This is a genomic window from Sutcliffiella horikoshii (genome assembly GCF_044809035.1).
Lineage (GTDB): Bacteria > Bacillota > Bacilli > Bacillales > Bacillaceae_I > Sutcliffiella_A > Sutcliffiella_A horikoshii_G.
Genome location: NZ_CP085237.1, coordinates 1,863,106 through 1,884,478 on the forward strand (window position 1 = coordinate 1,863,106; position 21,373 = coordinate 1,884,478).

The following is a 21,373-nucleotide window of genomic DNA, read 5'->3' on the forward strand; positions in this document are numbered from 1 at the left end:
TTAAAGAAAGGAATGAAAAAAGTGAACTTTTTTGTTACAGGTGAAGGTTCTGCTACGGTAGGTTCAGTAAAGAGAATAAACGTAGACGGAGCGAAAAAGCCCGAGGCTCTGACCCAAAAGGGACCTGATAGTTTCCATTCTGTTTTGTCTGAAAGCCTGCTTTCCGCCTTGATTTCCTTTACCAATCCTACTGCTCCTACTAGCGAAATAGAGGATGGTCATATTCCCGATATGGAGAAAGTTTTAGAGGGAATGGATGAAATACTGACGTTGCAACTTGCCATGCTTAATGAACTTCAAGAGTGGAATAATATGCAGGCCAATCCTGCTGCCCCAGAAGAGCTTCCTGAGGAATACTTCCGATTATTAGAGGATGTAATGGCAATGATGTCACTTATATCAAATCTTGAAGAAAATATACCGGGAAAACTAGATAAACAAGATTTACAATCATTCACTCAACTATCAGAAAGAGTAATGAAGTTTATGAAAAGTTATGTCCCAACAGTAGAAGAAAAGGCAGAAACACAAATAGCGAATAAACAACAGTCAAACATACAGGATCTATTAAGAGCTGTAGACTTCAAGATGGGCAAGGTAGAACAGATGGTAAGGACAGCTAACCCAACCTTATATTCACCCACATCTGATTCGCCTTCAACAAAAACAGTTTTTATGCCTAATAATGAAGCATTTCTACAAAATGGTCCTGTTACGATGAATTTGTTGCAGCAACCAAAACAGACGACCATCCAATGGGTCGTGGATACCACTTCAAATGAAGTTGCACGTGAACAGTTAATGCAAAAGCTAGAAGGCATCTTGTCTAAAACTACGACAAAACTTGTAAACGGAAACCAGTCTATGACCATCAGGCTGGCTCCTGAGCATCTTGGAACATTACACATCAAATTGCAAGAAACACAGAACGGTTTAGTGACAAAGCTAATTGTTCATTCCAAGTCTGCTGCACAGCTCCTTGAAGGCGGGCTTACTAATTTAAAACAGGCCCTTTCACTGACAAATGTGAATATGGATAAAATTGAAGTGGTGTTTTTAGATCAAGAACAAAAATTCACACAACAGCATAAAGGAACAAATGAAGAAAATGCCCATCCTAAACAGTCTTCAAAGCAGGACAAACAACCAGAGGATCCAAATCAATCATTTGAAGATCTCCTGATAGAAGAGTTGGAAATAATAAACCCTGAAGGTGAGAGAGCATGACAAATACCATTTCATCGGATCTTTACATTCAGAACCGCCAGGTGGAAACAGCCAAACAAAACAATGTAATGGGTAAGGATGACTTTTTGCGTCTCCTTATAGCCCAATTGCAAAATCAGGATCCATTAAATCCGATGGAAGACAGAGAGTTCATTGCTCAGATGGCAAACTTCTCCTCTTTGGAACAAATGGCGAACTTGAACAAAAGCATGGAAGGTTTTATAGACACCCAGAGTAAAATGAACGTCCTCTCCCTGCAACAGTATTTAGGATCAGATCTTACATGGCAGCACACGTATTTTGTGGAAGACGAACCTTTTGTCGAAATGAAGAGCGGTATCGTCACAAGTATCTCGATGCAAGGTGGAAAGGCCAGACTTATTATGGATGATGGAAGTGACATCACCGTAGAGCAAATTACAAAAGTAAATCAATCCGGAGATGTCTCTCAAGCTGGAAGTACCTCATTGTTGTCAGCAAGTCACCTTATTGGAAAGAAAGTTTCCGTAACATTAGGGGAGGATTCCTATGAAAACGTTCTGGTCAATTCCGTGTTTACCAAGGATGGAAAGGTCCATCTCACGGTCACAGATGAGCGCTTGACAGATAAAAAGATACCGCTTGAAGCCATCCACCAAATTACACAATAAAGAATATTGGTTCAAAAGTAAGTTAATCGAGGGGGAAAGAGTATGTTACGTTCCATGTATTCAAGTATCGGAGCACTAAGAAACTTTCAAACTAAATTAGATGTGATTGGTAACAATATTGCAAATGTCAATACGTATGGTTTTAAAAAAGGAAGAGCCACTTTTCAAGAGATGATGGTCCAACAATTGTCAGGTGCAAGCGGCCCGGCTGCAGGTAAAGGTGGAGTTAATGCGAAGCAAATCGGCCTAGGATCTATGATTAGTACGATAGATACCATCCAGACTCAAGGGTCACTGCAAACTACTGCAAGGCCGCTTGATTTAGCTTTATCCGGTGATGGTTTTTTTGTAGTAGCCTCTATTGCTGACGTGACAAGAGTGAATGTGGATACAGACACGACTTATGGTGACAACAAAATTTTGGGCGGAGCCATAAATAATGCGGTTGCGATGAATTACACTCGTTCAGGAAATTTTTATCTTGATAATAACGGCTATATTGTGAACTCAAACGGTATGTACATGATAGGGGAAACAGGAGAAAAGAAAATTCCGAATGACCAGATCATGGCAGCTTCTAACACTGCGTTGAATGCTGGAGAAATTTTCTTTGATGAATACAAGGAGTTTAGAAACGATACAAATAAGTTCCTGGATCTTTCAATGAAATTCCTTGAGGCTCAACTTACCTTTGAAGATGCTTCTAAAGCCAATGAAGAAGCAGGAGGAACGGATCCTCAACTGCAAGCTGCAGCTGATGCTGCTGAAACGGCTCGTGATAACGCTGCAAACCAGTTTAATAATTTCTACACAAATGTGTATGAAGTCCAAAGAGCGGCGTTTACCACATCTGCAGAGTTTTTAAACGGTGATATTGATAGATTTATAGATGAGACGGGAGAAGTTGTATATAGACTGTTAGATCCTGTGGTACAAGCATATGGTCAAACACCTCCTGATGCTGCCACAGCGAATAAAAAAGCGCTTTCGGATCTTGTCAATCATGCTCAATCCGTAAAAAACAGTTTGGATACATCATACAAAACGTTTGAGAACTTCATCGCCAAAGCTGAAATGATCCAACAACCTACATGGACAGATTCTTTAAGCGGCAGTGCAGGACTTATCCAGATTCCACCTAACGCAAGAAGCTTCAGCATTTCTGGTGATGGAAAAGTGAATTTCATCGATCAGTTTGGCGATCTTAAAGTGGCCGGCCAGCTGATGTTGGCGAAGTTCCCAAATGATGCTGGTTTGGAAAGGATCGGAGAAAATCTATTCCAACAATCCAACAACTCCGGAACGATGGATAAAAACGGGGATGGCATTCAGCTTGAAGAAATGTTTAAACCAGGAGATGCGGGGGCCGCAGCTATAATAGCAGGTACACTTGAGATGTCCAATGTGGATTTATCTGAAGAGTTCACCGAGATGATTACCGCACAAAGAGGATTCCAAGCGAACACGAGAATCATCACTACATCAGACGAGATACTGCAAGAGCTTGTAAATCTTAAGCGATAAAGGGGGAAGGGCTAAGGAGGACTTAGCCCGACTGATATGATAAAGCTTACAAAGCTAAATGGTCGTCCTTTTGCAGTCAATGTTTGGTTGGTGGAACAGGTAGAGGAGACACCTGATACGATAATTACCTTGAATAATGGGAAAAAAGTGATAGTGAGAGAGAGAATGGAAGACGTGATCTTGCTTTGCAAAGAATTCTTTGCTCACATGCATCATGGAATACATTTGGAGGGCAAAAAAGATGTTTCGCAATAAATTACTCAATACAATGATCATCATCCTTCTTGGAATCTCCCTTTTAGGGGTGATTGCTTTAGTTACTGTGGATAAGTTTTATGCGGATGAGTCAGCTGAAGAGCCCACCATTGATGACATCATTAAATACTCTGTTGATTTTGAAGAAATAACAACGAACCTACAAAGTGGCGGCTATATTCGTTTGAAGATGAAAGTGCAAACGGATAGCAAAAAGGGGACAGAGGAATTGTTGAAGAGAGACTTCCAAGTGCAAAACATCGTCATCCACGAAATAGCCAACAAGTCAGCTTCTGATTTTGAAGGTGGACAAGGACTGACGCAACTTGAAGAGGAAATTCAACTAAAAATCAATGAAGTGATGCAGGACGGAGAAATCGTGAAAGTCTATACAACCTCCTTTCTCCTTCAAAATTAATCACCGAGAGATTCATGTAAATTAGGAGGTGGTGGATATGTCGACGGAAGTGATGTCACAAAGTGAAATCGATGCGCTTCTTTCCGCCTTATCGACAGGTGAGATGAACGCCGAGGAGCTTAAAAAGGAAAATCAGGAGAAGAAAGTAAAAGTTTATGATTTTAAACGAGCTCTTCGATTTTCCAAGGATCAAATTAGAAATTTAACCAGAATACATGAGAATTTTGCTCGATTATTAACAACCTATTTTTCTGCACAACTTCGGACTTACATACAAATCAGTGTGGCATCTGTTGATCAGCTGCCATATGAGGAATTCATTCGTTCGATTCCTAAAATGACTATCCTCAATGTGTTTGAAGTGGCGCCGCTTGAAGGCAGGGTAATACTTGAAATCAATCCCACCATAGCCTATGCCATGCTTGACAGACAGCTTGGCGGCAAGGGGACAGGCGTTAATAAAGTGGACAGTCTAACAGAAATTGAGACAAAACTTATGACAACGCTTTTTGAAGGGGCCATCGAAAATTTCGGGGAGGCATGGGATACAGTAGCCGAAATCCAACCATTTCTATCAGACTTAGAAGTTAATCCTCAGTTCCTTCAATTAGTTTCACCCAATGAAACCGTAATCGTTATATCTATGAATATTACGATAGGTGAAGTGACAGGGATGATCAATATATGTATTCCGCATGTAGTGCTCGAACCCATTATTCCTAAATTGTCTGCTCACTATTGGATGGAAGAAAGAAACAAGGTGAGGCAGGATCATGAGATAGCAACGTTAGAAAAGGCGATTCGGGCAACGCCGTTAACAATAACGGCTGAGTTGGGGAATTCGGAGATAACATTCTCCGACCTATTGAACATAACGATTGGAGATGTACTTCCATTACAGCAGAAAATAGATGAACCTATCATTGTTAAAGTGGATGATAAACCTAGTTTTTATGGTCAAGTCGGTCAAGTAAAGAAAAACATGGCAGTACAGATTTTAGAAAAAATCAAGGAGGGATACGAGGATGATGAGTGATGGAATGTTATCTCAAGATGAGATAGACGCGTTGCTTCGAGGAACAAATAACAACAATGAAGAACCCCTCTTTGTTGATCTTAATATTGAAGAATATCTATCTTCTATGGAACAAGATGCACTGGGTGAAATAGGAAACATATCATTTGGCAGTTCGGCAACCGCTTTATCCACTTTGTTAAATCAAAAAGTCCAAATTACTACCCCAAAGGTCTCTTTGGTAGAAAAAAGCAGGTTGGAAAGTGAATTTCCAGATCCATATGTAGCAATAAGAGTGAGTTATACAGAAGGATTTACAGGCTCTAATATACTTGTAGTGGAACAAAAGGATGCTGCAATCATCGCAGATTTGATGCTTGGAGGAACGGGAGAAAGTCCTCAAAATGAATTCGATGAAATTCACCTGAGTGCCGTTCACGAAGCAATGAATCAGATGATGGGATCTGCAGCTACATCGATGTCGACGGTGTTTGCGAAGAAGATTGATATTTCTCCGCCTTCGGTCATGTTAATTGATTTTAAAGCAGGAGATGGAACGGAGGAAATGCCGGAGGATGAACTATTAATAAAAGTGGCATTTTCCATTAAGATTGGCAAATTAATTGATTCATCCATCATGCAAATACTTCCTTATCCTTTCGCTAAGAAATTAGTGGAAGAGTTGTTGCACCGTGACGATGAATCTAGTTCATCATCGCAAGTAGCACAAGAAACAGAAATGCAAACCAATACCGTTGCTGCATCTGCTTATGAGGAACGTCAGCAACCTCCTACCTCTCACGATGCCAATTATTATCAAGTAGAGGAAGAGCGTTACGGTGTGGAAACACCAGTAAGAGAACACGCATATGCAGGGCAGCATGCAAGAACCAGCAATCCAACACCTAGAATACAACCTGCAGTGAATGTGCAACCAGCAGTCTTCACGAACTTTGAGACAACAGCTGTGGAGGAATCCGAACCTAATAATTTAAATATGCTCTTGGATATACCTCTTCAGGTTACGGTGGAACTTGGAAGAACAAAACGTTCTGTTAAAGACATTCTTGAATTGTCGACGGGTTCTATTATTGAACTGGATAAGCTCGCAGGGGAACCGGTAGATATCCTTGTTAATAATAAACTTATCGCACAAGGTGAAGTTGTCGTAATAGATGAGAGTTTCGGAGTAAGAGTAACAGATATTGTAAGTCAAACAGATAGAATAAGAAAACTTCGATAGTCCTAGGAGGAAATAACATGAGTAAAAGAATATTAATAGTGGATGATGCGGCATTTATGAGAATGATGATTAAGGATATTTTAACAAAGAACGGCTATGACGTTGTCGGTGAAGCGGCGGATGGTGTGCAGGCTGTTGAAAAATACAAAGAACATCACCCAGACTTGGTTACTATGGATATAACCATGCCGGAAATGGACGGAATTACTGCTTTAAAAGAAATCAAAGCGATTAATCCCAACGCAAAAGTTATCATGTGTTCTGCCATGGGGCAACAAGCTATGGTGATTGATGCAATTCAGGCTGGTGCGAAAGACTTCATCGTAAAACCTTTCCAGGCGGATCGTGTGATTGAAGCTATCCACAAAACTCTTTCATAGAGGTGTCTGTTTTGTATGCCAACAAGATTTTACGTAGTTTACTAGTTGTGGCTTTTCTGTTTTTACAGCCTATGACAGGCTTGGCAAATGGAGAAGAGGGTCTGAAAGACAGTGTTTACAACCAACTTCAAGATGAAGAGCCACAAACGGATCAACCTGAAGGAGACACTAAGGCTCCTTCCCAAGTAGAACAGGAAATATTGGAGCAAAAACCTCCATCCGTTTCTTTTTTTGATTTTATTAAAATGATTTTCGCTCTTGTTTTTGTACTCGCCTTGCTATATGGAGCATTGAAACTTATCAATAGCAGAAATAAGCTGGATAGCGGACGTTCCGTTGAAAATATCGGTGGAACAAATCTCGGAAACAATAAATCTCTTCAACTTGTAAAAGTAGGAAACAGTGTGCTAGTCGTTGGGGTGGGAGACTCCATAAATCTTCTCAAAGAGATAACAGATGAAAAAGAGCGGGATCAGTTGATTCAATCCTATCAAGATCGAACGGAGAATCTCACCATCCATTCAGACATGCTTTCAAGCTTGGTGGAAAAGGTCAAAGGAATCAAGAATACCAAAAGTCAGTCAAGCTTTTCGTCCCTTTTTCAAGACCAAATAGGGCAATTATCTAGTGAACGGAAAAAGAAGTTAACTGAAATGGATGATAAAAAGGGGCATGGACAATGACAGAATTCATGGAACTGTTTAGTGGGAATGAAGCGTCAACCGTCTCCACATCTGTGCAGCTATTATTGTTACTGACTGTTTTCTCTTTGGCCCCTGCTATCCTTATTTTAATGACAAGTTTTACGAGGATTATCATTGTTTTGTCGTTTGTCCGAACATCCCTTGCAACCCAATCCATGCCGCCAAACCAAGTACTGATCGGGTTGGCATTGTTTTTGACGTTTTTTATCATGGCACCGACATTTTCACAAGTGAATGATCTGGCACTTCAGCCTCTTTTCAACGAAGAAATCACGCTTGATGAGGCATATGAACGAGCAAGCATCCCATTAAAGGAATTCATGAGCAAACATACGAGACAAAAGGACCTGGCATTATTTATCGATTATGCAGGAATGGAAAGACCTGAAAGCATCGAAGATATACCGCTAACCGTACTTGTCCCGGCCTTTGCCATCAGTGAGTTAAAGACAGCCTTCCAAATTGGCTTTATGATCTTTGTCCCGTTTCTCGTTATTGACATGGTTGTTGCGAGTGTCTTGATGAGTATGGGGATGATGATGTTGCCGCCAGTTATGATTTCTTTACCGTTCAAGATATTATTATTCGTACTTGTGGATGGCTGGTATTTAATTGTTAAATCTTTATTGCAAACATTTTGAATGAGGTGTAAAAATGAGCCCGGAATTTGTAATATCAATGGCAGAACGAGGAGTATTTACTATTCTTTTAATTAGCGCACCTCTTCTGATACTGGCTTTAGTTGTGGGCTTAATTGTCAGTATTTTTCAAGCTACCACCCAAATCCAAGAGCAGACGCTTGCTTTTATTCCGAAAATAGTAGCGGTATTAGTGGGGCTTGTTGTATTTGGTCCGTGGATGCTTTCAAACATGCTTTCCTATGCACTGGAAATTTTCAATAATATCCATCGGTATGTGAGTTAGGCCCATGCTTGAATGGATAAATTATTTTCCGGCATTTTTATTAGTATTAACAAGGGTCACAGCATTTTTTGTTACGCTTCCTCTCTTTTCTTATCGGAATGTTCCTTCTACTTTTAAAGTGGGTCTTGGATTTTTCTTTGCTCTTGTCATGTCTTTTTCATTGGACCTTCCGATCATCGGAATTGACGGTGCGTATATCTTGTTGGTTTTAAAGGAGTTAATGGTAGGTCTATTGATAGGACTTGTAGCATATATGGTGCTGGCTGCGATTCAAATCGCAGGAGGTTTTATCGACTTTCAAATGGGCTTTGCCATTGCCAATGTCATTGACCCTCAAACAGGTGCTCAAAGTCCCATCATCGGACAGTTTTTCTATATATTCGCTTTGCTGCTTCTTTTATCTGTTAACGGACATCACTTAATGATGGATGGTATTTTTTACAGCTATGAACTGATAGCCATCACTCAAGCTTGGATACCACTTGGGGAAGCGCAAGTATTTGAATTTGTGTTAAAAACAATCAACACCATGTTTGTCATAGCGCTGCAACTTGCCATCCCGATTGTCGGTGTCCTCTTTTTAGTGGATGTGGCCCTAGGAATTGTTGCTAGGACAGTTCCTCAACTTAATGTTTTTGTGGTAGGTCTACCTTTGAAAATAGGGGTGAGTTTCATCACCATTATATTTTCGCTTACCATACTTTTCACACTATTTTATAAGCTGTTTGAACTCATGCTACACACCATGAGGGGCTTAATGGAATTGCTTGGAGGTTTCTAGATGACAAAATGGTTGAAATTGGACCTGCAATATTTCAGTGGTGAAAAGACAGAAAAAGCGACACCAAAAAAGAGACAGGATACAAGGAAAAAAGGGCAGGTTGCCAAAAGTGCGGACGTGAATACCTCCTTTGTGTTAATTGCGGTATTTCTTTGTTTGTTTGCCATTGGACCATGGATGAAGGAAGAAATGATTCGACTCTTAAAACATTCCTTCCAAGTATATCTGCTTGAGGAAGTGACAGTCCAAAAAGTACATATGATTTTTATCGAGTTGATGATGCAGCTTGTTTGGGTCATGGGACCGATTATGCTTGCTGCCATCCTTGGAGCCGTCATCGCAAATTACTTGCAAGTAGGCCCATTATTCTCCACTGAAGCGATACATATGAAACTTAATAAATTAGACCCCATACAAGGATTCAAAAGAATTTACTCGGTACGGGCCATTGTTGAATTTGTTAAATCTATGTTGAAAATCGTTTTTGTAGGAATCATCACCTTTTCCATACTATGGATGAGCTTAGAAGAAGTGTTGATCCTTTCTCAAAAGAATTTACACGAGGCGTTTGCTTTCATAGGTACCTTGACGGTGAGAATGGGGTTGTTTGCAGGAGGAGCTTTACTTTTCTTATCCATTTTTGATTATCTTTATCAAAAGTTTGATTACGAAAAGAATATCCGAATGTCAAAGCATGATGTTAAGGATGAGTACAAAAAAGCAGAAGGAGATCCACTGATCAAATCAAAAATCAAGCAAAAACAACGGGAAATGGCGATGCAAAGGATGATGCAGGATGTTCCTGGGGCAGATGTCATTATTACCAATCCAACACATTATGCGATTGCATTGAAATATGATGAATCAAAAGAGGATGCACCGATCGTGCTTGCCAAAGGCGTCGATTTTGTTGCCCGAAAGATCAAAGAAAAAGCAAAAGAACATAACATCGTCACAGTAGAAAATAAACCGTTGGCCAGGTCCCTCTATAGTCAGGCGGAAATAGGGGATGCCATCCCTGAAGAGTTTTTCCAGGCAGTTGCGGAGATTCTAGCGTATGTTTATCGGTTACAAAATCAAGTGAAATGATGGGTGAAAGAAAAGGAGAGATAGAACTCTATGTCATTTAAAGATTTATCTGTATTACTTAGTGTCATCCTGATTATTGCCATGTTAATTATTCCTTTTTATCCTTGGATGCTAAGTATTTTTATTATTATCAATATCTCCCTTGCGCTGATTGTTCTATTGACAACGATGAATATACAGGAACCATTGCAATTCTCCATATTTCCTTCCTTGCTTTTATTACTAACACTGTACAGGTTAGGTCTAAACGTTTCTACGACAAGATCCATTCTGAGTGAAGGTACTGCGGGTACTGTTGTAGAAACGTTTGGAACATTCGTTGTAGGTGGAAATGTTGTCGTTGGACTTGTTGTTTTTATCATTCTGGTTGTTATACAGTTTGTCGTCATAACAAAAGGGGCAGAACGTGTCTCAGAAGTCGCTGCCCGATTTACATTGGACGCGATGCCTGGTAAGCAGATGAGTATCGATGCTGATCTGAACGCAGGGATGATTTCGGAACAAGTAGCAAAGGAAAGACGCGAAAAGATTGCTAAAGAAGCAGACTTCTACGGAGCAATGGACGGAGCCAGTAAATTCGTTAAAGGAGATGCCATTGCAGGAATCATCATCGTTTTCATCAACGTCATCTTCGGTATTGTCATCGGGATGGCACAGATGGGATTAAGTTTTGCAGAATCAGCGCAGAAGTTTACGCTATTGACGGTAGGTGACGGTATAGTATCTCAGATTCCCGCCCTATTAATAGCAACCGCTACAGGTATCGTTGTGACAAGAGCAGCATCTGAAGGCAATCTTGGTGGAGATATCACCAAGCAGTTGTTCGCCTATCCGCAAATGCTTTATGTTGCTGGAACCACCATTCTCCTTCTAGGAATTGCCACTCCAATTGGTCCTTTGTTAACGGCACCAATTGCTTCTCTTATCATCGTAGGTGGGTACATGATAAGCAAAAAGCAGAAAGAAGATATTGTGTTGGAAGAGGAAACAGAAGAAGAAGTGGTAACAGATGAATTGAGAAGTCCAGACAGTGTGGTCAATCTTTTATCTGTGGATCCTGTTGAATTTGAGTTTGGTTACGGACTGATTCCATTGGCAGATTCCAAGCAGGGAGGAGACTTGTTGGACAGAATCGTCATGATAAGGCGCCAACTTGCCCTTGAACTCGGACTAGTCATACCAGTTGTACGCATCCGCGATAACATTCAATTGCAACCTAATGAGTACCGCTTAAAAATAAAAGGAAACGAAGTCGCAAAGGGCGAGCTTTTACTTGATCACTATCTTGCAATGAGCCCTGGAATGGAAGAAGACAGTATTGAAGGTATTGACACGATAGAGCCTTCCTTTGGTCTTCCCGCAAAGTGGATCAGTGAGGATGTGAAGGATGAGGCGGAAATGTATGGTTATACAGTGGTAGATCCCCCTTCTGTGGTATCAACCCATATTACAGAAAAGATGAAACAACATGCATATGAGCTTCTTGGAAGACAGGAGACAAAACAGCTTGTCGATCATTTAAGGGAAAGCACCCCTATATTGGTGGAAGAGGTAACACCATCACCATTATCCATTGGGGATGTACAGAAAGTTCTAGCCAAACTTCTTAAAGAAAACGTGTCAATCCGGAACCTGCCTATTATATTTGAAACACTGGCGGACTATGGAAAAATGTCAGCAGACACCGATCTTTTGACAGAATATGTTAGGCAAGCACTCAGCAAACAGATTACCAATCAATATGTGGTCGGGAATGAAACATTTAAAGTGGTTACATTGTCAGGCAGAGTGGAAAAGTTGATTGCTGATCACATTCAGCAAACAGAACATGGAAATTTCCTGTCACTTGACCCGAATTTATCCATGGAAATTGTCCAAAAAGTGGGCGAGCAAATGGAACAGTTCTCTGTTTATGAGCAAACACCAATTCTCTTATGCTCCCCAGCTGTAAGAATGTATGTGAAACAAATGTTGGATAGATATTTGCCGCAAGTACCCGTTCTTTCTTATAACGAATTGGAAGCAAGCATTGAAGTACAAAGCATAGGGGTGGTGAATGTGGAAGGATGAAAGTAAAAAAATATAAGGCCGAGAATATGCAACAGGCTATGCAACTGGTCCGCCTTGAATTGGGAGATGACGCGGTCATCCTTAATTCCAAAGCAGTTAAGACATCTAAATTCTTCGGGCTTCTCTCTAAAAAGGGAGTGGAAGTGATCGCTGCCGTGGATGAAGAACCATTCAACCAAACGGTGAAAATTAAAAATGCACACATCCCCCCTCTAAAGGACCTTCAGCACTCTAAAGAGAAAAGCGTAATTCCAAAAGCACTGGAAGAGCAGGATAGTCTTTTAAACAGCATTCATGAGATGAAGAAAATGATGAAAAGTTTAACACAAGACAAGCAGAGGGACCCCCTGCTGCCTGATTTTTTTACTAGGCTGGAAGAGAAAATGATTCAAAGTGATATTAGCTCTGACCGGGTGGAAGAAATCATGGAGACGCTCTATGAAACATGGCTTCAAAATAAAACTCTGACAAATACGTCCTTATTAGAACTGCTAGAAGTGGAATTGCTGCAGCTACTTGAAGGGGTATCCTTTGATCAGAATCCTTACGAAAAGAAATACATCTGTCTAGTAGGCCCAACAGGTGTGGGGAAAACAACGACATTGGCAAAACTGGCTGCCGACGCTTCTCTTAAAAATGGGAAATCTATCGGTTTCATTACCACAGATACTTACCGTATTGCAGCAATCGAACAATTAAAAACGTATGCGAATATATTAGATGCTCCTATTGAAGTTTGTTACTCTGCGGAGGACTTTCATGCTGCTAAAACTAAACTATCCCATTTGGATGTCGTTTTCATAGATACTGCAGGTAGGAATTTTCTAAATAAAAACTTTGTCGATGAATTAAAAGGAGTTCTGAATTTTAAAGAAGAAATGAATACATTTTTGGTATTATCTTTAACCTCTAAAATGTCGGATATGAAAAAAATTACCGATCAGTTTTGGAGTGTAGGCATACATCAATTTATCTTTACCAAAAAAGATGAAACGACTTCCGTTTGTGCAATGCTAGAAATCTCAAGGTTATATCAAATAGGGGCTTCATTTGTAACGGATGGCCAAGATGTTCCGGAAAACCTTATTCCGTTCACAAAAGAGCTGATGGTTCGCTCGATCATGGAGGAAATGGAAGAATGAATGATCAGGCTAGTGCGCTAAGGGAACAAGTGAAACAATTAAAGGGGCTGCCACTAGAAGAACCTACTTTAAATCAAGAAGCAAGGGCCATTGCAGTGATGAGCGGAAAAGGCGGAGTCGGAAAGTCAAATTTCTCTTTGAATTTCTCATTGAGTTTGCAAAAGAGAGGCTATAAGGTTTTGCTTTTTGATATGGATATCGGAATGGCAAATATTGATATTTTACTTGGGATGACCCAACGATATAGCATCCTGCACCTGTTTGAACAAAATCTCTCATTAGAAGATATTATTCAACAAGGTCCACAAGGTTTGTCTTATATTGCAGGAGGTTCGGGGTTAAGGGATGTTTTTCAATTTGATGAGCAAAAAAGAATTCATTTTCTTAACCAGGTGCAACAACTGTCCATTCAATATGATTACATTATTTTTGATATGGGAGCAGGCATTACGAGTGAAAGTTTACAATTGATTTTATCTTGTAATGAAATAATTCTAATCTCAACCTGCGAACCTACCGCTATGACCGATGCCTATTCTGCGTTGAAATTTATCCACAACCATGATCAGGAAATACCTTTTCAATTGGTTATCAATCGTGCAATAAGTCCTAAACATGCGATACATACAGCTGCGAGGCTGCAATCTGTCACTCAACGATTCTTAAATAAAAACCTTTCCCACATGGGATCGTTGCCTGACGACAAGCATGTGACGTTAGCTGTAATGGAACAAACTCCATTTTTATTAAGATTCCCGAACAGTCATGTTAGTCGTGCTGTCCAAGAAATCTCCTCCAAATATTTACACGGATCTGGGAGGAACACTGCTGCCACCAAGAAAACGCACACATTTATACATAAGCTTCGACGACTGTTCGTTTAGCTTTATGGGAGAGGAATGCTTGAAACATGAACAAAGTCAAAGTGCTGATTACAGATGACTCTATTTTTATGCGAAAACTGTTATCCGACCTGTTAGAAAAACATCCCAGGATAGAGGTGATCGGTACTGCTAGAAACGGAATAGAGGCTATTGAAAAGATAAAAGAATTAGCCCCCGATGTCGTCACTTTGGATGTAGAGATGCCTCAGATGAATGGTTTGCAGGCATTAGAAATCATTATGAGGGAACACCCGATTCCTACTATCATGCTCTCCAGTACAACATCTATTGGGTCTATGAATACAATCATCGCGATGGAACAAGGCGCAGTGGATTTTGTTGCAAAACCCTCGGGTCCCATTTCACTGGATATCCACAAAGTGAAAGAGGAACTGATCAACAAGATCCTACTCGCATCCGAATCAAATATCTCCCTTTTCAAACATTTTGATAAAAGAGGAAGAGAAATACTCTCCTCCCCGAAGAACTATAGTAAAATAGACCTATTGAAAAAGCCAAGAAAGCATGTGGAAGCATTGGTTTGTATCGGTACATCCACTGGTGGACCCCGGGCGCTGCAAACCCTACTTACAACACTTCCTAAATCTTTTCCTGCACCACTTTTTATCGTTCAGCATATGCCAAAGCAATTTACCAAGTCACTTGCAGATAGACTTAACTCAATATGCAATATAACGGTATTAGAGGCAATACATAATCAGAGAGTGGAAATGGGGACGGCGTATATTGCACCGGGAGATTATCATATGGAAGTGATAAAACGCGCAGGAAGCCTCTATATACATCTTCATGAAGCTCCGCCTGTAAGAGGACATCGTCCTTCCGTAGACACATTATTCCATTCTTTAAGCAATCTTGGAAACTACCAAAAAGTTGCAGTGATTCTGACTGGGATGGGCAATGATGGAACGAATGGATTAAAGCGGTTAAAGGAAAAAGGAGAAAAGGAGACTTTAGCGCTGGCTGAATCAGAAGAATCTTGCATCGTATACGGTATGCCTAGAGCGGCCTTGCAAACGGGTATGGTGGATGAAGTACATCATTTAAAAGATATGTCAAATAGAATAAACCAATATATATTGTCATAGGGGTGCAATGAATGGATTTAAACCAATATTTAGATATTTTTCTAGAAGAGAGCAAAGAACATTTGCAAAATATCAATAATCAGCTGTTAGAGTTGGAGAAACACCCTGCCAACATAGAAATTGTTAACGAAATTTTCAGGTCTGCCCACACCCTTAAAGGAATGTCTGCCACGATGGGTTATGAGGATTTGGCAAGCTTGACTCATCGAATGGAAAACGTACTAGATCTTATTCGCAATGAAAAATTGAACGTTACCACCAACCTTTTAGATATTGTATTTCGATCGGTTGAGTATCTAGAGGAAATGGTGCTTTCTATCTCAGAAGGCGGGGATGGAAAAAAAGATGTCAAAGAAGTGGTTTCTCTTCTTGTTAAAATTGAGAAGGGGGAGGAATGTTCTTTGCCCACTCAGTCTGTTGAACAAAAAACTTCGGAACATTCCTATGATTCCTATGAAGTGACAATCCTGCAACAATCAGAGGAACAGGGGTACTCGCCATATGAAGTCACGGTAACTCTTAGACAGGATTGTCTGTTAAAAGCTGCAAGGGTGTTTATGGTATTTGAAGTAATAGAAGGGTTGGGAGAAGTTATCAAATCAACCCCATCTGTCGATCTTTTAGAAGAAGAGAAGTTTGATCATAGTTTTCAAATTACGATGGTATCAAAAGAAGAAGTTAGCAGTTTTAAAGAGAAAATTATGAAAGTCTCTGAAGTTGAGAAAGTGAACATAGAAAAACTCAACACTCAGCAACTTTCTTCTTTTGAGAAGGAAAGCACTTTAGAGGTAGGCTTAGAGGAAGTAACTTCTGCACAAGAAGAAGTAGCCCCTTCTGCCGCTGTTTTGGAGAAAAAAGAAGCAAAAACAACCTCTTCTAAAGGCACTCCTGTTTCAAATAAAACGATTCGGGTCAGTATCGACCGATTAGACGGATTAATGAATTTATTTGAGGAACTAGTAATAGACAGAGGTAGGTTAGAGCAAATCTCTAAAGATTTAAATGAACCGGAATTAATAGAAACAGTGGAAAGAATGTCCCGTATTTCCAATGATCTGCAAAATATTATACTGAATATGCGTATGGTTCCTATTGAAACGGTCTTTAACCGCTTCCCAAGAATGGTAAGGCAACTGGCAAGAGATCTAGGGAAAAAGGTGGACATTGATATTGTAGGGGCAGAAACTGAGCTGGATCGAACAGTGATGGATGAAATTGGTGACCCGCTTGTTCATTTACTGCGCAACGCAATAGATCATGGTGTGGAGACCCCTGACGTCAGAAGACGCCAAGGAAAAACAGAAGAAGGAAAAATAACGCTGAAAGCCTTTCACAGTGGAAATCACGTCTTTATTGAAATAATGGACAATGGTGCCGGAATCTCTAAAGAGAAGGTGCTTAATAAAGCCATCAGCAAAGGGATCATTTCTCAACAAGAGGGGGAAAGGCTAAGTGAACAGCAAGTATACCAACTTATCCTTTCTTCCGGATTCTCTACTGCAGAAGTGATATCTGATATTTCCGGTCGTGGAGTGGGACTTGATGTAGTAAAAAACACCATAGAGTCATTAGGCGGGAAAATTACGATTGATTCTATGGAAGGGGCAGGGACCACGTTTTCCATCCAGCTTCCGTTAACTCTCTCCATCATCTCCGTATTACTAACGGAGATAGAGAATGAAAAATATGCAATTCCTTTATCTTCTATTATAGAGACGGCCATCATTAAGAAAGAGGAAATTCTGACTGCACATAACCAGGAAGTCATCGATTTCAGGGGTAAAATTGTCCCTGTAGTCTACTTAGAGAAAGTATTCGGTGTGCAAAAACAGGAAGTAGAACCGCCAGATTTCTATTCTCTTGTCTTAGTGAAAAAAGGCGAAAAAATCGCGGCGCTAGTGGTAGATTCCTTCATAGGTCAACAAGAGGTAGTACTTAAAGGACTCGGACAATACCTGAACACCACCTTTGCCATCAGCGGAGCAACCATCCTCGGAGACGGCCAAGTCGCCCTAATCGTAGACTGCAACGCCTTGATTAAATAAAAGAAGAATAGGAGGTAACATTTATGGAGGCAACCGAAAAGAAATTAAAGCTAATAGTATTTGAACTCCAAAAAGAAGAATACGCCATACCTGTCCAACAGGTACGATCCATTGAAAAACTTTTACCAATAACACGTGTTCCCAATGTGCCTCCCCATATAAAAGGAGTCATCAACCTAAGGGGGGTCATCACCCCCATCGTGGACTTGCGTACAAGGTTCGACCTAAAGGAAAAAATACACACAGACGCTTCCCGAATCATCATCACCTTAGTGGATGAACAGGAAGTAGGATTTATTGTGGATGCTGCCAATGACGTAATCGATATAACAGAAGAGACAATCGAACCTGCTCCGGAAGTTGTAGGCTCTGTTGAAAATAAATATGTTCAAGGTGTAGTGAAAATCGACAAAAGACTTTTCGTATGTCTAGATCTAAATGAAATCCTGCAACTAGATCAATCCAAGGATTGAGGACTGGTAAAAAATGATTAATCAAGGGAAATTCAATGAGTTGGATCTACTAAAAGAATTAGGCAATATAGGAGCGGGCAATGCAGCAACAGCGCTGTCACAGCTTCTTAATAAAGAGATTAATATGAATGTCCCGTTAGCTAGAATCGTTTCTTTCAATGAAATGATGGAATTGATGGGAGGGTCAGACAGGCCGGTTGCCGCAGTTTTTCTTAGAATGGAAGGCGAATTGTCAGGAAGTTTGTTTTTTGTTCTTTCCATGGAAGATGCGACAAAGCTGATTAACCAATTGATTCTTTTTGAGGAGAAAGTAAGCGTAGAAGAGCTTCCTACGCATGAACTGGGACTCTCAGCTCTGCAAGAGGTAGGGAATATCATATCTGCGCATTATTTGACGGCGCTGTCGGAGTGTATAGGACTATCGGTCACACCTTCTGTACCGCAAGTCACCATTGATATGGTAGGAGCAATTGTGGTAACCGGTCTCCTGGAAATCTCCCAGGTCAGTGATCACTCCATTTTCATCGACACAGAATTGACTGAAACAACAGAGTCCCAGGTAGAGAAAACGAAAGGCCATTTTTTCCTTATCCCCTATCCGGATTCTTTCGAAAAAATATTGGCAGCTTTGGGTGAGGGATAATGACGAAGGCAGAATCAGTCGTTAAAGTCGGTATTGCGGAGATGGGTATAGTAAAAGCCCCTCAACTAATTCGAACGGCCGGCCTCGGTTCATGTGTAGGGGTTGTTATATATGACACATCTACCAAGGTTGCAGGGATGGTCCATGTTATGCTTCCTGATTCCAATTTAACCAGACAAGCTCCTATAAATGCAGACAAATATGCAGATACAGGAATCATGCATCTTGTGGACAATCTTCTTATCAAAGGAATCAAGTCATACAGTCTGAAAGCGAAAATTGCAGGTGGAGCTCAAATGTTCCAGTTTAGCAGTGCAAGCACTGACATGATGAGGATTGGACCAAGAAATGTGGAAGCGGTGAAGGAAAAACTTGCCGCCTTACAAATTCCCTTGATCAGTGAAGACTGTGGAGGAAACAACGGAAGAACCATCGAATTTAATCCTGAAAACGGGAAGTTAATGATAAAAACCGTTAATAAAGGAGTATGTTACATTTAACCGCTTTCGGTCTTTGGAGTATATAAGGAGGAAAGCCATGACTACTTCAACTTCAACTTCAACCGCAGATTCCATCTATTGGAACCTGTGGAAAACAAAAAAAGATCCTGATGCAGGGGATTTTTTAGTGAAAAAATATATGCCTCTTGTACATTACCATGTTCAGCGGATTTCCACTGGCCTTCCTAAAAGTGTTAAAAGGGAAGAGTTAAAAAGTCTGGCGTTTGTAGGACTATTTGATGCAATTGAAAAATTTGATCCATCAAGGGATTTGAAGTTTGATACATATGCTTCTTTCAGAATTAGAGGATCTATTATAGATGGGTTACGAAAAGAGGACTGGCTCCCAAGAAGTGTAAGAGAAAAAGCGAAAAGGATTGAGTCCACGCTGGAAAGACTGGAACAGAAACTGATGCGAAATGCCACATTGGAAGAAGTGGCTGCACAGCTTGACATGCCGGAAGAAGAAGTGTCAACTGTTTTGCACGAAGTATTTTATTCAAACATACTCTCGATGGACGAGATGCCAAAAGAAAACGACGATCAATCCCATGGCGCATATGTTCTAAAGGATGAAAAGGTTATTTCTCCGGAAGAAGAATTAATCAAATCCGAACTCATTCATCTACTAGGTGAACAAATTGAGCACCTTACCGAAAACGAACAAATTGTGATCAGCTTGTTTTATAAAGAAGAGCTGACATTGACAGAGATTGGACAAGTACTGGGACTCACAACATCCCGTATCTCCCAAATCCATTCTAAAGCTATTTTCAAATTAAGAAAACAATTGAACCCCATGTTGTAATATGCTTTTATGGCCTGCTGTCCATTTTTGGGTAGCAGGCAAATGATTAAAGGGTTGTGAAGTCATGCTAATATTGTTTACTATTATAAATTTCGCACTCATTCTTCTTGCGATACTTTTTATTATTATACTTTTTATCAAGATCTCTAAAGTTCAACAACTAGAACAAGAATATCGTACCCTCATACAAGAAGCCGAGGATACCATTACAAGCTATGTTTTGGAACTGAAAGAAGAGAATAACGCGTTTCTGCAAAAACTGTCCAACCATGGCGGCGGCACACCAAGCAAACAGGAAAACTTTGATACTAGAGAAGCTGCCCTTACTGAATCAGATTTGAAGGACTTACTGACGCAGGAAAACATCGAAAAAGAAGAGAAGAATCCTTTGGTTGAACAAAAACCATTTGAAGAATGGAGTCTGAAAGACCAAGTAAAGGACCTTCATGAAAAGGGACTAACGTCCTCTGATATTGCAAAGAAACTTAATAAAGGTAAAACAGAAATAGAATTATTATTGAAATTTCGACAGTGAAACCCATTTAGAACTTGATTGTCAAAAGTGATTATGATATATTTATTTTCGGTGTTATAAATTCACACGTTTGCCGATCTGAGCATTGGTGCTGACTTGTCAGTTTTGCTCGGAGATGACGTGGACGGAGGAAAAAAAACCATTAGGAGGAATATAACATGTCAGTAATTTCTATGAAACAATTATTAGAAGCTGGTGTACACTTCGGTCACCAAACTCGTCGCTGGAACCCAAAAATGAAGAGATACATCTTCACTGAGCGTAACGGCATCTACATCATCGACCTTCAAAAGACTGTTAAAAAGGTTGAAGAAGCTTATAACTTCGTTAAAGAACTTGCAGGTAACGGCGGAACAGTATTATTCGTTGGAACTAAAAAGCAAGCTCAAGATTCTGTTAAGGAAGAAGCAGAACGTTCTGGAATGTACTATGTTAACCAACGTTGGTTAGGTGGAACATTAACTAACTTTGAAACAATCCAAAAGCGTATCTCTCGTCTAAAAGCAATTGAAAAAATGCAAGAAGACGGTACTTTCGAAGTACTTCCTAAGAAAGAAGTTGTAATGTTGAAGAAAGAGCTTGAGCGTCTAGAGAAATTCTTAGGCGGAATCAAGGACATGAAAGGTCTTCCTGATGCATTGTTCATCATCGACCCACGCAAAGAGCGTATCGCTGTTGCCGAAGCAAGAAAATTAAACATCCCTATCGTTGGTATCGTGGACACTAACTGTGATCCAGACGAAATCGATGTTGTAATTCCTGCGAACGACGATGCTATTCGCGCGGTTAAACTATTAACTGGTAAAATGGCAGACGCTATCTTGGAAGCTAAACAAGGCGAAGAGACAGCTACTACTACTGCATAATTTGATTGAAGAAAAAGGTGATAAGAGGGGAAAGCCTTTTATCACTTTTTTTTGGAAAATATGACTTTCATAATAAAAAATATTTACA

The 21,373-nt window shown here is 40.2% G+C and carries 24 protein-coding genes; all 24 read left to right on the forward strand.

Features of this window, described 5'->3' with window-relative positions; genetic code table 11:
- The first annotated feature begins 12 nt into the window (after positions 1 to 12).
- Entirely contained in the window at positions 13 to 1,227 is a 1,215-nt protein-coding gene (locus tag LG307_RS09715) for a flagellar hook-length control protein FliK (protein ID WP_404450073.1), read from the forward strand.
- Positions 1,224 to 1,877 (forward strand): flagellar hook assembly protein FlgD, encoded by a 654-nt coding sequence (flgD, locus tag LG307_RS09720; protein WP_404450074.1) that lies wholly within the window; start codon positions 1,224 to 1,226, stop codon positions 1,875 to 1,877. The genes LG307_RS09715 and flgD overlap by 4 nt, the downstream gene beginning before the upstream one ends.
- 42 nt (positions 1,878 to 1,919) lie before the next feature.
- Entirely contained in the window at positions 1,920 to 3,401 is a 1,482-nt protein-coding gene (locus tag LG307_RS09725) for a flagellar hook-basal body complex protein (protein WP_404450075.1), read from the forward strand.
- Positions 3,402 to 3,437: 36 nt separating this feature from the next.
- Positions 3,438 to 3,656 (forward strand): flagellar FlbD family protein, encoded by a 219-nt coding sequence (locus LG307_RS09730; RefSeq protein ID WP_404450076.1) that lies wholly within the window; start codon positions 3,438 to 3,440, stop codon positions 3,654 to 3,656.
- Positions 3,643 to 4,074 (forward strand): flagellar basal body-associated protein FliL, encoded by a 432-nt coding sequence (gene fliL / locus LG307_RS09735; protein WP_404450077.1) that lies wholly within the window; start codon positions 3,643 to 3,645, stop codon positions 4,072 to 4,074. The genes LG307_RS09730 and fliL overlap by 14 nt, the downstream gene beginning before the upstream one ends.
- A 37-nt stretch (positions 4,075 to 4,111) precedes the next feature.
- A complete protein-coding gene (fliM, locus tag LG307_RS09740) occupies positions 4,112 to 5,110 on the forward strand; it encodes a flagellar motor switch protein FliM (protein ID WP_404450078.1) in 999 nt (332 codons plus the stop codon).
- Positions 5,100 to 6,332, forward strand: coding sequence for a flagellar motor switch phosphatase FliY (fliY, locus tag LG307_RS09745; protein WP_404450079.1), 1,233 nt, complete (start codon positions 5,100 to 5,102; stop codon positions 6,330 to 6,332). The genes fliM and fliY overlap by 11 nt, the downstream gene beginning before the upstream one ends.
- 17 nt (positions 6,333 to 6,349) lie before the next feature.
- Positions 6,350 to 6,712 carry a response regulator gene (locus LG307_RS09750; protein WP_010193369.1) on the forward strand — a complete coding sequence of 121 codons (363 nt, stop codon included), beginning with the start codon at positions 6,350 to 6,352 and terminating at the stop codon, positions 6,710 to 6,712.
- Between the two features lie 11 nt (positions 6,713 to 6,723).
- Positions 6,724 to 7,395 carry a flagellar biosynthetic protein FliO gene (locus LG307_RS09755; RefSeq protein ID WP_404450080.1) on the forward strand — a complete coding sequence of 224 codons (672 nt, stop codon included), beginning with the start codon at positions 6,724 to 6,726 and terminating at the stop codon, positions 7,393 to 7,395.
- Entirely contained in the window at positions 7,392 to 8,057 is a 666-nt protein-coding gene (fliP, locus tag LG307_RS09760; protein WP_404450081.1) for a flagellar type III secretion system pore protein FliP, read from the forward strand. The genes LG307_RS09755 and fliP overlap by 4 nt, the downstream gene beginning before the upstream one ends.
- 13 nt (positions 8,058 to 8,070) lie before the next feature.
- Positions 8,071 to 8,340 carry a flagellar biosynthesis protein FliQ gene (gene fliQ, locus LG307_RS09765; protein ID WP_060665909.1) on the forward strand — a complete coding sequence of 90 codons (270 nt, stop codon included), beginning with the start codon at positions 8,071 to 8,073 and terminating at the stop codon, positions 8,338 to 8,340.
- Between the two features lie 4 nt (positions 8,341 to 8,344).
- Complete coding sequence (fliR, locus tag LG307_RS09770; RefSeq protein ID WP_404450083.1) at positions 8,345 to 9,121, forward strand: flagellar biosynthetic protein FliR; 777 nt, start codon at positions 8,345 to 8,347, stop codon at positions 9,119 to 9,121.
- Positions 9,122 to 10,210, forward strand: coding sequence for a flagellar biosynthesis protein FlhB (gene flhB / locus LG307_RS09775; RefSeq protein ID WP_404450084.1), 1,089 nt, complete (start codon positions 9,122 to 9,124; stop codon positions 10,208 to 10,210).
- 30 nt (positions 10,211 to 10,240) lie between these two features.
- On the forward strand, positions 10,241 to 12,280 hold the full coding sequence (flhA, locus tag LG307_RS09780) for a flagellar biosynthesis protein FlhA (protein ID WP_404450085.1): 2,040 nt from the start codon (positions 10,241 to 10,243) through the stop codon (positions 12,278 to 12,280).
- On the forward strand, positions 12,277 to 13,422 hold the full coding sequence (gene flhF, locus LG307_RS09785) for a flagellar biosynthesis protein FlhF (RefSeq protein ID WP_404450086.1): 1,146 nt from the start codon (positions 12,277 to 12,279) through the stop codon (positions 13,420 to 13,422). Before flhA ends, flhF begins: the two co-directional genes overlap by 4 nt.
- Positions 13,419 to 14,306 (forward strand): MinD/ParA family protein, encoded by an 888-nt coding sequence (locus LG307_RS09790; RefSeq protein ID WP_404450087.1) that lies wholly within the window; start codon positions 13,419 to 13,421, stop codon positions 14,304 to 14,306. Before flhF ends, LG307_RS09790 begins: the two co-directional genes overlap by 4 nt.
- Positions 14,307 to 14,332: 26 nt before the next feature.
- Positions 14,333 to 15,415, forward strand: a complete 1,083-nt coding sequence (locus LG307_RS09795) for a chemotaxis response regulator protein-glutamate methylesterase (RefSeq protein WP_404450088.1) — start codon at positions 14,333 to 14,335, stop codon at positions 15,413 to 15,415.
- Positions 15,416 to 15,426: 11 nt separating this feature from the next.
- Entirely contained in the window at positions 15,427 to 17,460 is a 2,034-nt protein-coding gene (locus tag LG307_RS09800; protein WP_404450089.1) for a chemotaxis protein CheW, read from the forward strand.
- Between the two features lie 23 nt (positions 17,461 to 17,483).
- Positions 17,484 to 17,933: a chemotaxis protein CheW gene (locus LG307_RS09805; RefSeq protein ID WP_404450090.1), complete on the forward strand. Its 450-nt coding sequence runs from the start codon at positions 17,484 to 17,486 to the stop codon at positions 17,931 to 17,933.
- A gap of 13 nt (positions 17,934 to 17,946) precedes the next feature.
- Positions 17,947 to 18,576: a chemotaxis protein CheC gene (locus LG307_RS09810; protein WP_404450091.1), complete on the forward strand. Its 630-nt coding sequence runs from the start codon at positions 17,947 to 17,949 to the stop codon at positions 18,574 to 18,576.
- Positions 18,576 to 19,076 (forward strand): chemotaxis protein CheD, encoded by a 501-nt coding sequence (locus LG307_RS09815; protein ID WP_404450092.1) that lies wholly within the window; start codon positions 18,576 to 18,578, stop codon positions 19,074 to 19,076. The genes LG307_RS09810 and LG307_RS09815 overlap by 1 nt, the downstream gene beginning before the upstream one ends.
- Positions 19,077 to 19,113: 37 nt before the next feature.
- Positions 19,114 to 19,884 carry a FliA/WhiG family RNA polymerase sigma factor gene (locus LG307_RS09820; protein ID WP_404450093.1) on the forward strand — a complete coding sequence of 257 codons (771 nt, stop codon included), beginning with the start codon at positions 19,114 to 19,116 and terminating at the stop codon, positions 19,882 to 19,884.
- A 64-nt stretch (positions 19,885 to 19,948) separates the two neighbouring features.
- Positions 19,949 to 20,419 carry a hypothetical protein gene (locus tag LG307_RS09825; protein ID WP_404450094.1) on the forward strand — a complete coding sequence of 157 codons (471 nt, stop codon included), beginning with the start codon at positions 19,949 to 19,951 and terminating at the stop codon, positions 20,417 to 20,419.
- A gap of 158 nt (positions 20,420 to 20,577) precedes the next feature.
- Entirely contained in the window at positions 20,578 to 21,285 is a 708-nt protein-coding gene (gene rpsB, locus LG307_RS09830; protein ID WP_060665922.1) for a 30S ribosomal protein S2, read from the forward strand.
- The last annotated feature ends 88 nt before the right edge of the window (positions 21,286 to 21,373 follow it).